9 protein-coding genes and 1 rRNA gene are annotated in these 14,506 nt (G+C 59.9%); 6 read left to right on the plus strand and 4 right to left on the minus strand.

The window, feature by feature from the left end; all coding sequences use genetic code 11:
* On the minus strand, positions 1-1,804 hold a 1,804-nt coding region (locus V7787_RS49650; RefSeq protein ID WP_336094943.1), incomplete at its 3' end, for a retention module-containing protein.
* 994 nt (positions 1,805-2,798) lie between these two features.
* Here V7787_RS49650 and V7787_RS49655 point away from each other — a divergent pair.
* On the plus strand, positions 2,799-4,955 hold the full coding sequence (locus V7787_RS49655) for a type I secretion system permease/ATPase (RefSeq protein WP_003256004.1): 2,157 nt from the start codon (positions 2,799-2,801) through the stop codon (positions 4,953-4,955).
* 7 nt (positions 4,956-4,962) lie between these two features.
* On the plus strand, positions 4,963-6,321 hold the full coding sequence (locus V7787_RS49660) for an HlyD family type I secretion periplasmic adaptor subunit (RefSeq protein WP_177410035.1): 1,359 nt from the start codon (positions 4,963-4,965) through the stop codon (positions 6,319-6,321).
* A gap of 156 nt (positions 6,322-6,477) precedes the next feature.
* Here the strand turns inward: V7787_RS49660 and lapD are convergent, their stop codons facing one another.
* Both lapD and lapG read right to left on the minus strand, forming a co-directional pair.
* Positions 6,478-8,424 (minus strand): cyclic di-GMP receptor LapD, encoded by a 1,947-nt coding sequence (gene lapD / locus V7787_RS49665; RefSeq protein ID WP_010951554.1) that lies wholly within the window; start codon positions 8,422-8,424, stop codon positions 6,478-6,480.
* Positions 8,425-8,434: 10 nt separating this feature from the next.
* Entirely contained in the window at positions 8,435-9,196 is a 762-nt protein-coding gene (gene lapG / locus V7787_RS49670; protein WP_172835033.1) for a cysteine protease LapG, read from the minus strand.
* Between the two features lie 203 nt (positions 9,197-9,399).
* Between lapG and V7787_RS49675 the strand changes: the two genes are divergently transcribed.
* The 4 genes from V7787_RS49675 to V7787_RS49690 all read left to right on the plus strand — a co-directional run bounded on the left by V7787_RS49675 (position 9,400) and on the right by V7787_RS49690 (position 14,240).
* On the plus strand, positions 9,400-10,089 hold the full coding sequence (locus V7787_RS49675) for a GntR family transcriptional regulator (protein WP_064492509.1): 690 nt from the start codon (positions 9,400-9,402) through the stop codon (positions 10,087-10,089).
* A gap of 106 nt (positions 10,090-10,195) precedes the next feature.
* Positions 10,196-10,699: a sigma-70 family RNA polymerase sigma factor gene (locus tag V7787_RS49680; RefSeq protein ID WP_014589285.1), complete on the plus strand. Its 504-nt coding sequence runs from the start codon at positions 10,196-10,198 to the stop codon at positions 10,697-10,699.
* A gap of 4 nt (positions 10,700-10,703) precedes the next feature.
* A complete protein-coding gene (locus tag V7787_RS49685) occupies positions 10,704-11,660 on the plus strand; it encodes a FecR family protein (protein ID WP_336094944.1) in 957 nt (318 codons plus the stop codon).
* Positions 11,661-11,825: 165 nt separating this feature from the next.
* Positions 11,826-14,240: a TonB-dependent siderophore receptor gene (locus tag V7787_RS49690; protein WP_064492506.1), complete on the plus strand. Its 2,415-nt coding sequence runs from the start codon at positions 11,826-11,828 to the stop codon at positions 14,238-14,240.
* A 66-nt stretch (positions 14,241-14,306) separates the two neighbouring features.
* On the opposite strand, the gene rrf is transcribed toward V7787_RS49690, so the two are convergent.
* Positions 14,307-14,422: ribosomal RNA gene (rrf, locus tag V7787_RS49695) — 5S ribosomal RNA — on the minus strand.
* Positions 14,423-14,506 lie beyond the last annotated feature (84 nt).

Genomic DNA, 14,506 nt, shown 5'->3' on the forward strand with positions numbered 1-14,506 from the left:
GGGTCACGGTGTAAGTGATCACACCGCCTTCGGTCACGCTTGGCGAGGCGGTCAGGGTCGCGGTGGTGGTGTCGACCGAGTCGTTGATCGTGGTCTGAGCTGGGGTCGGATTCGGGGTCAGTTGCTCGAAATTACCGCCCGTGGCGCTCTCGATGGTGACGCTGACAGTCGAGCCGTTGTTGTAGACGTCATTGGCCGGGGTCTGGAAATCAACGCTGCCCTGGGTTTTGCCGGCTTCAACGGTAATCGTTTGGCCGTTGGACAGGGTCACGGTCACCGGCGTCTGGGCAGGATTGCTCAGGGTCACGGTGTAGGTGATCACGCCGCCTTCGGTCACGCTTGGCGAGGCGGTCAGGGTCGCGGTGGTGGTATCGACCGAGTCGTTGATCGTGGTCTGAGCCGGGGTCGGATTCGGGGTCAGTTGCTCGAAATTACCGCCGGTGGCGTTCTCGATGGTGACGCTGACGGTCGAACCGTTGTTGTAGACGTCATTGGCCGGGGTCTGGAAATCAACGCTGCCCTGGGTTTTGCCGGCTTCAACGGTAATCGTTTGGCCGTTGGACAGGGTCACGGTCACCGGCGTCTGGGCAGGGTTGCTCAGGGTCACGGTGTAAGTGATCACGCCACCTTCGGTGACCGACGGGCTCGCCGTCAGGGTCGCGGTGGTGGTGTCGACCGAGTCGTTGATCCTGGTCTGAGCCGGCGTCGGGTTCGGGGTCAGTTGCTCGAAATTACCGCCCGTGGCGTTCTCGATAGTGACGCTGACAGTCGAACCGTTGTTGTAGACGTCATTGGCCGGGGTCTGGAAGTCGACGCTGCCCTGGGTTTTGCCGGCTTCAACGGTGATGGTTTGGCCGTTGGACAGGGTCACGGTCACCGGCGTCTGGGCAGGATTGCTCAGGGTCACGGTGTAGGTGATAACGCCGCCTTCGGTGACGCTTGGCGAGGCGGTCAGGGTCGCGGTTGTAGTGTCGATTGTATCGGTCACTTGGGTAACCGCTGGCGTTTGCGGCAATGTCACCGTCAGCCCGCCACCACCGGTACTACCTGTCACGGTGGCCGAAATCTGGCCCCCGTCAATGTAGGGTGTGTCGTTTGCCGGAACTGCGACGTTGACGCTACCACTGGTCTGCCCAGCCGGAATGACGATCACGGCACCGTTGGACAGAGTAATTACCAGGTTGGTGGTCGGCGCCTGACCAACGGTGGCGGTATAAACGATTACGCCACCCGCTTCACTGATGGAAGGGGTTGCGCCAAGCGTCAGCTCAGTAGCGACGGCGGTATCCGTCGGTGTGGTCACCAGGTTGTTGCCGTTAGTGTCCAGCAGGCCCACTTCTTGGTTATCGGGTACGCCCGCAAAGCCCAGCCCGTCAGTCGGGAAGCCAACCGTCGGGTCAACTCGGCCAGCCGTCTCTTCGAGCATCACGAAGCTGTGGCCACCGCCCAGCGCACCACCACCTGCTGATGACGGGCCAGCGGCGGTAGCTTCAAGCTCAGTAGTCGGGTCAACACCAGCAGCAATTGCCTGCTGCAGCTCTTCCACTGAAGGCGCGGCCTGGGCTGCCGCCTGACTCAGGTCGGTGCTACTGTCAGGCGCATCGGCGCTCCATTGGCTGTCACGTCCAAGATCGAGCAGTCGGCCATCAGCCAGCTCCAAAGTAACCGCGCCACCCGGACCGGTGAGCACTTCCTCGCCGGCCAACAGGCGGTCACCTTCGATAAGTACACGCCGGATGCCCTCTGGGGATACCGCAATAACCTGGCCGACAATGCTTTTGACGATGGCTACAACGCTGCTCATTGGACTCTCCGTGTGACCCGATGGGGTACTTCCCTGCCAGAGCGGCGCTTGCTAGCCACTTCAGGCGGAACTATGTCGATGATCTCTTGACGTTTTTGACGTCAATATTCCGTCTATAACTTTTTGGAATTGCCTGACTGCCAAACTATTGACCTTATACATGCCATCCTAAACAATCGGCAATGTAATGTCACATTGATATTTGTACCTTAGCCAAGCGTTTCCTGAGGACAAATGTCTTACATCATCAAAAAGGTGTTAAGCCATCAGTCCTAGCACTTTTTCATACACCTCAGCAGCCGTAAATCATGCGGCGCGACCGTCTTACTCGGCAATGTCAGCGTTACTGGCGTCAATATCCAGATCACTGTCAATCGCGCGGACACTGATTGCCAAATAAGCACAAACCTTGCCGGAATGTGGCCAGGCAGAGGTCGGTAGCCAGCCAGAGCCGGGGCGCTTGCTCGCTCGAGGCCCACCAGGCTTCCAACGCTGCGCGAGTCACAAGCAGCTATGTGTCGCAAATCAAAGAGATGACGTACGAGTGCGTGAATAATGGTATCCCGATCATTGAAAATCGCTTGCGGATATTGAATGCAAGAAAGGCAAGGATCCGCACTCTATAGATGAATTCTGACTAACAAGCCACAGATATGCGCCAACAAACCAGCGCCTGTTTACTGACAGTGACTAAGCTGGAACCCAAAGCCCTTGCATGCCTTGGCTGAGTGGCAGGCTATGCTGCAACAAGCCGGATGATGGCTGGATCAAAAATGAAACAATCATTGCCCCGCTAAGTCTGGTGAAAATGAAGCACGTAGAATTGTTTACTCAACACCGATTCAAGGCGAACATTGGCCAGCTGCTCCAGCACCAGGGCGTGATAACCCTTATCAGCACAGCTTTGCAGCACCAAAGAAAGCCAGGGTGAGCCGGCCTGACCTTAACGACGGCACACCCACCCCACCCACCACAAGGATGAAGAGAGCGCCGCGTGGAATCCGAAGTCAGTCGAGTCCAACTCAGCCACGATCCACGCAGTCAGCATGACGATCCCCTGCTGGATAGTCTGCTGAGCCTGTGTGTCCTGCACCAGAAGCCCGCCAGCCGGGTCATGCTGACAACAGGCCTACCGCTACCCGCCCAGCGCCTGAGCCCTGAACTGCTGCCGCGCGCCGCGGCCCGGGCTGGCCTGCAGGGGCGCCTGCTTCAGCGAAAGCTGGAGCAGATCCCGAGTATCGCCATGCCGGCCATGCTGCTGCTCAAGGAGGGCCGCAGCGCCGTCCTGCTCGGCTGGGAGAACGATGACACCGCGCGCCTGCTACTCAGCGAGAGCGACGGTGGCGAGGTGCATGTCAGCCGCGAAGCACTGCTAAGCGACTACAGCGGCCGCGTGTTCTTCGCGCAGCCGCAGCACAAGTTCGATGTCAACCACGGCAACCTCATCCCACGAGCGAAGTCGTGGTTCCGCGACACCCTGCTGCGCAGCAAGTGGTTGTATATCGACGCCATCGCCGCCAGCCTGGTGATCAACCTGATCGCCTTGGCCGCGCCGCTGTTCGTGATGAACGTGTATGACCGGGTGGTGCCAAACCAGGCCACCTCGACGCTCTGGGTACTGGCCATCGGTATCGCCGGCGCGTATATCTTCGACCTGATCCTCAAAGGCCTTCGCGGCCTGTGCCTGGACCTGGCCGGCAAGAAGACCGACCTGATCATCTCGGCAACGCTGTTTGAACGTATCGTCGGCATGTCGATGAAGTACCGGCCGGCGCGGGTCGGCAGCTTTGCCCAGAACATTCACGAGTTCCAGGGCCTGCGCGACTTCCTCGCCTCGCTGACCCTGACCAGCCTGATCGACCTGCCCTTTACCATCCTGATTTTGATCGTCATCGCCATCATTGGCGGGCATCTGGTGTGGATACCGATCATCGCCTTCCCGCTGGCTCTGGGCATCGGCTACGCCCTGCAGCGGCCACTGATGGCGACCATGGAGCGGACCATGGCTTTGGCATCAGAGCGCCAGTCCAGCCTGATCGAAACCCTCGCCGGCCTGGATGCGGTAAAGGTCAACAACGCCGAGAGCGAACGCCAGTACATGTGGGAACAGACGCTCGGCACCCTAAGCCGCCTGGAGCTGCGGGTGAAGGTGCTGTCGAGCCTGGCGATGAACATCACCCTGCTGATCCAGCAACTGGCAGGCGTGGCAATGATCTGCGTCGGCGTGTACCTGATCATTGATGGCAACCTCAGCATGGGCGGCCTGGTGGCTTGCTACATGCTCAGCGGCCGCGCCCTCGGCCCGTTGGGCCAACTCAACGGCCTGCTGGCCCGCTACCAGCAAGCCAAGGTGACCATGGTCTCCACCGACCACATGATGGATCTGCCGCAAGAGCGCAACTTCGAAGAGCGCCCACTGAGCCGCAAGGTGCTGCAGGGCAGCGTCGAGTTCCGCGGGGTCGACTTCACTTATCCGAACCAGCAGAACCTGGCCCTGAAGAATATCAACCTGACCATCCGCCCTGGCGAGAAGGTCGGCATCATCGGCCGCAGCGGCTCGGGCAAGAGCTCGCTGGCCAAGCTCATTGTCGGCCTGTACGAGGCCGATGGTGGCTCGCTGCTGGTCGATGGCGTCGACATTCGCCAGATTGATGTCAGCGAACTGCGCCACAACATCGGCTACGTCCCACAGGACATCCAGCTGCTGGCCGGCACCTTGCGTGACAACCTGGTCAGCGGCGCCCGCTACATCGAGGACGAATTGATCCTGCAGGCCGCTGAACTGGCGGGCGTACATGAATTCGCCCGGCTGCACCCCGACGGCTACGAGCTGCAAGTGGGTGAACGCGGGCAGAACCTGTCCGGCGGCCAGCGGCAGAACGTCGCCTTGGGCCGTGCGCTGCTGCTCAACCCGCAGATCCTGCTGCTGGACGAGCCGACCAGCGCCATGGACAACACCGGTGAAGAACGCCTCAAGCAGCGCCTGCAAGCGGTGGTGGAGGGCAAGACGGTACTGCTGGTCACGCACCGTGCCTCGTTGCTGTCGCTGGTAGACCGGCTGATCGTGATCGATCGCGGGCAGATTGTCGCCGACGGCCCGAAAGCCGCGGTCATGGATGCACTGAAGAAGGGGCAGATCAGTGTTGCATAAGCTGGATATGGGGCAGTTCAAGGACGGCCTGCGGCGCTATTTCAAAGGCAGCGACTCGCTTGGCGGCCAGCCGCTGCCCGAGGTAAACAAAGCCCTGATCGAAGATGCACCGCGGGTGGTGCGGCTGACCATCTGGGGCGTGATCCTGTTCTTCGTGTTCTTGATTGTATGGGCCAGCGTTGCGCCCATCGACGAAGTTACGCGGGGTGAAGGCAAGGCCATTCCGTCTTCCAAGGTGCAGAAGATCCAGAACCTGGAGGGCGGCATCGTCGCCGAAATCTTCGCCAAGGAGGGGCAGATCGTCGAAGTGGGCCAGCCATTGCTGCGCCTGGATGAAACCCGCTTCGCCTCCAACGTTGGTGAAACCGAGGCTGACCGCCTGGCCATGGCCCTGCGAGTCGAACGTTTGAGTGCCGAGGTAGAGGACCGCCCGCTGATTATCGACGAAAAGCTGCGTAAAGCCGCGCCAAACCAGGCGGCCAGTGAAGAGTCGCTGTACCAGAGCCGGCGCCAGCAACTGCAGGACGAAATTGGCGGCCTGCAGCAGCAGTTGGTCCAACGCCAGCAGGAGCTGCGCGAATACAGCTCCAAACGCACCCAGTACGCCAACAGCCTTGAGCTGCTGCGCAAGGAAATCAGCATGTCCGAACCGCTGGTGGCAACCGGCGCGATTTCCCAGGTTGAAGTGCTGCGCCTGCGCCGTGCTGAAGTGGAAAACCGCGGTCAGCTGGATTCCACTGCGCTGGCGATCCCGCGCGCAGAGGCGGCGATCCGCGAGGTGCAAAGCAAGATCGAAGAGACACGTGGCAAGTTCCGAAGCGAAGCGCTGACCCAGCTGAACGAGGCACGCACCGAACTGAACAAGGCTACCGCCACCAGCAAGGCGCTGGACGACCGGGTGAGCCGCACACTGGTCACTTCGCCCGTACGCGGTATCGTCAAGCAACTGCTGGTGAACACCATTGGCGGGGTAATCCAGCCAGGCAGCGATATCCTCGAAGTCGTGCCACTGGACGACACGCTGGTCATCGAGGCGAAGATTTTGCCCAAAGACATCGCCTTCCTGCACCCTGGCCAGGAAGCGACGGTCAAGTTCACCGCGTATGACTACACCATCTACGGTGGGCTAAAGGCCAAGCTGGAGCAGATTGGCGCCGACACCATTACCGATGAAGACAAGAAGACTACGTATTACCTGATCAAGCTGCGCACTGATCGCAGCCACCTGGGGACTGACGAGAAGCCACTGCTGATCATTCCGGGGATGGTGGCGACGGTGGACATCATGACAGGCAAGAAAACCATCATGAGCTACCTGCTCAAGCCGATCATGAAGGCGCGCTCGGAGGCGCTGCGCGAGCGGTGATAGCCAACCTGCAGGTTTCGCCATTGCTTTAGGAGCGGCCTCATGTCGCGACAGGGCTGTACAAGCAGCCCTGCAAATCGCTACGTGAACCTGGGGGCCGCTACGCGGCCCTTTTGCGGCTCTAGCCCACGCCTACAGCCGCACGCGGGAGGCCATTCAGCGCCAAGGCGCAGGCTCGCCCACCAGTTGCCCCTGAATCCCGCCTACTCCCATCTCCAGCAACACCAACCGCTCCCCTTCCGTCTCGACTCGCTCGGCAATCAGCGGCAGGTCGATGCTATGCGCCGCACGCTGGATCGCTTCGATGAACAGCCGCTTGTGCTGCTCATGATCGATGTTGCGGATGTAACTGCCGTCAATCTTCAGGTACGCCAGGCCCAAATGCGCCAGGTTGCCAATCATGCTGAAGCGCCCACCGAAGCGTTGCAAAGCCAACCCGAAGCCAAGCCCATGCAGGCGCCGGGTGAGTTGCTCCAACGCTGCCTGCTCAGGCAACTGCTCCTCGCCAATTTCAAAAACCAGCCGCGGACCGAGCGCCGCATTCTGGCCCAGCAGCTCGAAAACGCGCTGAAGGGCCTTGGGGTCGGCCAGGGTGGCGGCGGACAGGTTCAACGCCAGCACCTGGTCATGCCCTCGCAGGTGCGCCAACACTTTCTCCAGCACCAGCACATCCAGCCGCGGCATCCAGCCGAAGCGCTCCAGCCAAGGCAGGAAGCGGCCCGCCGGCAAGGCCTCGCCCTGGCCATCGCGCAAACGCGAAATAACTTTGTGGTGCAGTACCCGTTGCGAGGAAGCGCACTCTATCACTGGCTGGAAGAACAACTCGAAATGCCCATTGATGAACGCCTGGTCGAGCCGTTCGTGCCAGGCATGCTGGCTATCTGCGGCAACCGCCGCAACACCTTGCTCAAGGCATACCCAGCCCGGCGTTGGCTGGTTCTCAGCGCGGGCCAGAGCCTCGTCGGCCAGCTTCAGCAATGCCTGGGGTGAATCACCAGGGCTGAATGGCGCCAGGCCTATACAAGCCACCGGGTCGATATCACTGGCCCCCGTTTCGTGCAGGCTCTGCAACGTTGCCTCCAGAGCCTGGGCAAGGTGTACTGCCTCCTCATGCACCATGCCCGGTGCCAGCACTGCAAACTCGCCGCCGCGGCTGCGGGAAATGAGGTCGTTGGTTTCCGGGTAGCTGGCACAAGTACGACGCAGCTGTTCACCTACCGCTTGCAACAACTGGTCGGTACGCTGGCCGCCAAGGCGGGCGTTCAGGCCAGCCAGGCCCTGAACCCGCAGCAACAGCAGGTAACCGGCGCGCGCGTCTTCCAGGTTGCTTACCCGATTGTTCAGCTGCATTTCAAAATAGCGGCGGTTCGACAGCCCGGTCAGGCTGTCCTGGTAGGACTCCGCACGCAGCCGCTCACTGCGCTCGGCCTGCTCGGTGAACAGGGCTTTGAGTTTCTCGACCATCTGGTTCATCGCTTGCACTACGCGGCGTAGCTCCGGCGTGCGTGGCAACTCTGGCAGGCTGAGGAATTCGCGGCGGGCAATAGCGTGGGATTGCTCGACCATGTAGTCCAGCGGCCTCAACTGGCGGCGCAACAGCAAAGCACCGAGCACGGCACTGGCCGCACCGCACAACAGCAACCAACCCAGGCTGCCCAAGGCGCTTTGCCAAAGCTTGGCAATGGCGAACATCGGGTGGCTGATCACTTCAACGCGCGCTGCCTGCTGCCAGCCACGACTGACGATTGCATCGCCGCCGGCGGCCTCGAGGCCGATCAGGCGCACGAACCAAAGCGGCACACCGCCAGGGTCTGGCTCGGCGTGACGCTCCACCAGCACGGCGTTGGAACCCAGGTCGACGACCTTGATGCTTGCATAGTAACCACTGTCGAAAATCGAGCTGACCATCAGCTCGACCATCGCTGGGTCGTCGATATTCGGCGTCAGCGAAAGCGCCAGCGCGGTGGCCGCATCCTGGGCGTGCGAGCGCAGCTGGTTGACGTACTGGCTGCGCGAGCTTTCCAGGCTGACCATGAAACTGCCACTGAAGGCGACCACCAGGAACAGGCAAATGGCCAACAGCAATTGTTTGAACAGTGACATCTGTGCTCCTTCAGTAAACCGGCTCGGCCGGGAACCCTTCGGCCTGCATTTTCTTCAACAAATCCTGCCAGCGTGACAGCCGCTTGGTATCACCAACCTTCTTGTTCCCTGCCGCGCCCGTCAGCCACAACCCCTCGCCATTGAAGGCGTACACCGGCAGCAAGTCGGTACGCTGGCTTGCCGGCTTTATGGCATCCATCAGACTGTCCAGCACCAAAGGCTGGGCCTGTGGGCTTGAATAATAGGTCAGGACCATGTGTGCCCGGTTCTGCCGCAGCGCCTTGACGTAGGTGATGCGCAGTTTCTCGCTGGGGATTCCCATGCGCCGTAGACTGAAATATTTGGCGATGGCGTAATCCTCGCAGTCCCCTGCACCTTTGATCAGTGCCTGCACAGGTGTGGCCCAGTAGTCGACCTCATGCCACAGATCGATATCCTCGACATACCGCAATTGCTGGTTGAAGAAGCGGTTGACCACTTGCAACCTTTCAAGCTCGGTACCCTGCTTCTGCGTGGCCATCAGGCTCTGCCAGGCATCGATGCGACCCTGCCCGGCACCTAGTGGGCCGTACAGAGCCTGCGACTTGCGGCTGATCTGGGAGAAATCCCAATCCGCGTGCAAGCCGCCCAGCAGAAGACTGCCCAGCAGCACGGCAAAGCCGACATATCGCACTACGGTTTTGAGCAACCAGGATATCGCCACTGCGAAGCCCTGTTCAGACCAGTCGAAAGCAGCGATGGTGGGGCTTGCCACCGCAAAAGACAATGGCACCCTGCAATCACGCACCCGGCTGTCAGCCCGCCTATACTTTCTGCTTACATCTTTCTATAGGCAGCTTCCTTTGACGTGCGACTTCCTCCACCATAGCCGCGCTTTTGGGGCGCCCGTACCAGTGTGGGTGCAGGTTTGACACCCTCACAAGCTGTTACTAGTTTAATTGGATCCAATATAGTCATCGTTGAGGCAGGCGTCGCGTGGCCAAGAAAATCAAATTGAGCAATGTGCTGGCCAGCGAGCAGTTGTTGCCGCATCAGGCCCGTGGCGTGATCGAAGAACGCCTGCGCAGCGCCATTCTCGATGGTCGCTTGCCGCCTGGTACTGCAGTTCGCCAACAAGAGCTCGCCACCTTGTACGGCGTCAGTCGCATGCCCGTGCGCGAGGCCCTGCGCCAGCTCGAAGCGCAATCCCTGTTGAAAGTGGAGATGCACAAGGGCGCCGTCGTTGCACCGCTGATCGGCGAGGATGCAGTGGACACCTATGCCCTTCGCGTATTGCTCGAGAGCGAGGCGCTGCGCCAGTCTATCCCGCTGCTTGATGCCAGCGACATCGCCAGCGCCCGCGGGTATATCCAGCAACTGGAGAACGAGACCAGCCACACCGAAATTGGCCGCCTCAACCGCCTGCTCCACATGGCGCTGTACAGCAAGGCGCCGAACAAGAAACTACTGCGCCTTATCGAGAACGAACTGAACGAGGAAGAACGCTTCCTGCGCTTCCATCTTTCGTCCATGGGCCTGGGCAAGCTCACTCAGGACGATCACAACGCACTGGTAGATGCCGCCAGCGACAAGCTGGTGGACGAAGCGGTAGCGGTGCTGGAACGGCACCTCAATGGCGGGGCGCGGGTGATCCGCAATTACCTGGATACGCAATTGGGGCGTTAGCCCATTACCGGCTTTACGCGTTAATTGATGGGTTGCAAATTAATCTTGCTCCGCCAACAATGAGACTAATTATCATTAACGTCCATTGATGCCGGCGCCCTCCTCCATGCCCAGCAACGATTCCGTGCAAACGCTCTACAGTGACCACCACGGCTGGTTGCATACCTGGCTGCGTAGCAAGCTCGGCAACGCAGCCGATGCGGCTGACCTCGCCCAGGATACCTTCGTCCGCTTGCTACAGCGTCGTGAGCAATTGCAGCTGAATGCTCCCAGGGCCTTCCTGCGCACGGTAGCGCGTGGGCTGGTGATCGATCATTGGCGCCGCGAGGAACTGCACAGGGCCTACCTGGAGGCTTTGGCCCATGTGCCGGAAGCACTGGTCCCCTCAGTCGAGACCCGCGAGCTGCTGCTGGAATTGCTTGAACGTATTGCACGCATGCTCGACGGCCTCAAACCCAAGGTACGTCGCGCATTCCTGCTGGCTCAATGCGAGGGGCTGAAGCATCAGGCCATCGCCGAACAGATGGGGATCTCCGTTCGCACCGTTGAGCGCTACATCGCCGATGCGCTCTATCACTGCTACGTGCTGCGCTATGAAGACGACTGCTGAATCCATGACCGTCGCACGCCCTGATACAAAAACGGTCAGGCAGGCCATTCAGTGGATGCTGCGGCTGCGTGAGAGCGGGCACGATCCAGCTCTGCAACAACAGTGCGCGCAATGGCGCAGCAGCCACTACGAAAACGAACAGGCCTGGCAGCGTGTGGTTCACCTTCATCAGGACCTTGACCTGCGCGCTATCCCCGGTGCCGGGCTGGCATTGCAGACGCTGGAAACCAGCCAGCAGCGCCTGCGCCGTCGACAGGCGCTGAAGCTGCTTGGCGGCGTTGTCATGGCAGGATCTGCGAGCTGGCTGGCCAAAGACCTCGATACTGTGAGTGCCTGGACGTCAGACTATGCCACCGGCACGGGCGAGCGACGCGTCTTCACCCTGCCCGATGGCTCACTGATGCAACTCAATACCTGCAGTGCCGTGGACCTGGCCTTCCATGATCAACAGCGCCTGGTCCGCCTGAAGCATGGGGAATTGATGATCAACTGCAACCCCCGGAATCCCCTGCTGGTACAAACCCGCGACGCGCTGCTTGAAGGCTTCGAAGGACGCTTTGTGGCCTATCAGGATAGCGACTACACACGTGTCAGCGTCATCCACGGCAAAGTGGCGATACACCGGCCTGGTGCTGGCCAACTTCAGTGGATCGAAGGTGGCCAGAACTGGCGCCTGGATGCTCAAGGTGCGCACCGGCTCGCGCACATGGACATGGATGCGATGGCCTGGACTGAAGGGTTGATCGTCACTCAGGACATGCGCCTCTCCAACTTCCTCGCGCAGGTCAGCCGCTATCGCCATGGTTACCTGGGCTGCAGCAATGATATTGCCGACCTGCGCCTGTCGGGGGTGTTCCGCCTCGAAGACCCGGAACAACTGCTTCGGCTGCTACCGCAGACGTTGCCCGTACGACTTCGTCGACGTACACGCTGGTGGGTGCATGTAGAGAGCATCACCTGATAAGGCGTTATCGATTTCTGGCGGGTTTTGAATCCAGGTCCGGCTAGGACAGTAAGCAACACTTTCTGCCCTCGACACTTTAACGGACCCTTCATGTCTACCAACCCGGTGTTAACCCACACTTTCAGCCCGAATGATTTTCGTCCAGTCCTGCAATCAGCTCACTTGCGCCATGCCATCCGGGCTGTTCTGTTTGGTACCGCCCTGGGCCTGGCAACTGTTCCGCAACTTTCCGTTGCGGCCGACACAGCCGAAGTGAGCCAACACTATGCAATACCAGCTGGCCAACTGACCGACGTGCTCAACACAATCGCTCGCCAGGCCGGGATCACCCTATCGAGCACGCCTCAGCTGACCGATGGCCTGCATTCCAACGGACTGCAGGGGCAGTACACAGCCGATCAGGCGCTGCGCCAGTTGCTAAATGGCAGCGGACTGGAAGCCGTCAGCCAGGGGGGACGTAACTATGTGCTGCAGGCACAGCGTCAGAACGCTGCCCTGGCATTGCCAGACACCGACATCCGTAGTTTCTCCCTCGGCAACGCACTGGGCAGCATGGAGGGTTACAACGCCACGCACAGCCAGGTGGCGACCAAGACCAGCATGCCCTTGGTGGAGACATCCCAATCGGTCTCGGTGGTTACTCGCCAGCAAATGGATGATCAGGGCTCTCAGACCGTTGCCCAAGCCATGCGCTACACGCCTGGAGTACTGACCAACCCGTACGGTGCCACTCATCGCTATGACTATGTAGCCATGCGCGGCTTCAACGACGGTTCGGTGGACAACATCTACGTCGATGGGCTCAAGTCAATGGGAGACAACGGCACCTACAGCACAATGCAGGTAGACCCATACTTCCTTGAGCGCATCGACATTCTCAAGGGACCGTCTTCGGTACTGTACGGACGAAGCTCGCCGGGTGGCCTGGTAGCCCTGACCACCAAGAAGCCACTCTTTGCCCCTTACCATCAGGTTCAGGCCACGGTAGGTACTCAGGGCCAGCGTGGCGTGGGCTTCGACTTCAGTGGTCCTGTGGATGACGACAAACGCATTGCGTATCGCCTGACGGGTTTGGCGGATGCTTCCGACACTCAGTTCGACCACAACAAGGAAGAACGTTACGCCATCGCCCCTGCTATCAGTGTCGACTTCACCGAAGACACCTCACTCACGCTGCAGGCCTATTTGCAGCACGACCCTAACGGTGGGTACCACGGCGGCAACCCTGCAGACGGCATGCTGCACAAACGCAACGGTTTTCGCCTGTCAGACCATTTCTTCGAAGGCGAGCCGAGCATCGACAACTACGAGCGCACGCAGCAATCCTTCAGTTACCAGTTTGAGCACCGCTTCAATGATGTTTTCACCGCGCGGCAGAACTTCCGTTATCAGGATTCCGACGTGTCGATGGACCAGGTGTACGCCGCCGGCTGGGCAGATGTTGACAGCAACATGCTAAACCGCGCCTATACCGGCGGCGACGAGCGTCTGCATTCATACATCATTGATAACATGCTGCAGGCAGAGTTTTTTACTGGGGCCGCCAAGCACACCCTGCTCTTGGGGGCTGACTACCAGCGGCGCAAAGCCGACGTGACATGGCGTTATGGCACCGTCGACCCGCTGGATGCTGGCAATCCGCAGTACGGCAATGGCAACCTTCAGGTACTGGGCGAGAACCGCTACCAGCGGCGTTTGCAACAAACGGGTGTGTACCTGCAGGATCTGGTGGAGCTGGACCAGTGGCGCTTTTCCTTGGGACTGCGCCAGGACTGGGTGAAGGTGTCCGAAGAGAACCGTGACAGCGACAGCAAGGTCAGTGATCAACGCTCCAGGTTCACCTCCCGGGCTGGAGTGCTCTACCTGTTCGAGAACGGCATTGCGCCCTACATCAGCTACTCGGAGTCGTTCAACCCGAACACCGTGTCCGACCAGCAAGGCCGGCCGCTGGCACCGACGGAGGGCACTCAGTGGGAAGCCGGCATCAAATATCAGCCACCAGGGAGCGACAACCTGTTCACCGCATCGGTGTTCCGCATCGAGCAGGAGAATTTGGCGTCTAAACAGCCTGACGAAGACTTCTACCGCCCTGTCGGTGAAGTCCGCTCGCAAGGGCTGGAGCTGGAGGCCCATGTGCAACTGACCGACAGCCTCAAACTGCTGGGTGGCTATACCTTCACCGATATCGAGTATTCGAAGTCAATGCCGAGCCTTGTGTCGGGCAACTTGGACAACAAGGGTAATTCGCCGACTCAGGCGCCGAAACAGATGCTCTCGCTGTGGGCCGACTATAACTTCCGCCAGGGGGCACTGGATGGCCTGCGGCTGGGCGGTGGGGTGCGATATGTGGGGTACAGCTGGGTCGATGCGGAAAACAGCATGAAGGTGCCTTCCTACACCCTGTTCGACGCCTCGATCGGCTATGACCTGGGCAAGGTCGGCCTGACGGGTGTGGATGTGCGCTTGAACGCCAACAACCTTACCAATGAAAGCTACATCACCTCATGTGCCAGCCTGAACTACTGCTACATGGGTGAAGAGCGCAATGTGAGCGCCACGGTCAGCTATCAGTTCTAACCGATATTGAAACCCGGAAAAGACAAAGCCCCTGTCTGCATCGCAGACAGGGGCTTTGGGTTTGAATCTTGACGATGACCTACTCTCACATGGGGAAACCCCACACTACCATCGGCGATGCATCGTTTCACTGCTGAGTTCGGGATGGGATCAGGTGGTTCCAATGCTCTATGGTCGTCAAGAAATTCTGTGTGCTGGCCCGTCTCTCGGACGCGCCTGCGAATCTCTGTAGTTCCTACTTAAAGACAAAACCCCTACCTGCATGC

It is taken from the genome of Pseudomonas sp. CGJS7 (genome assembly GCF_036961695.1).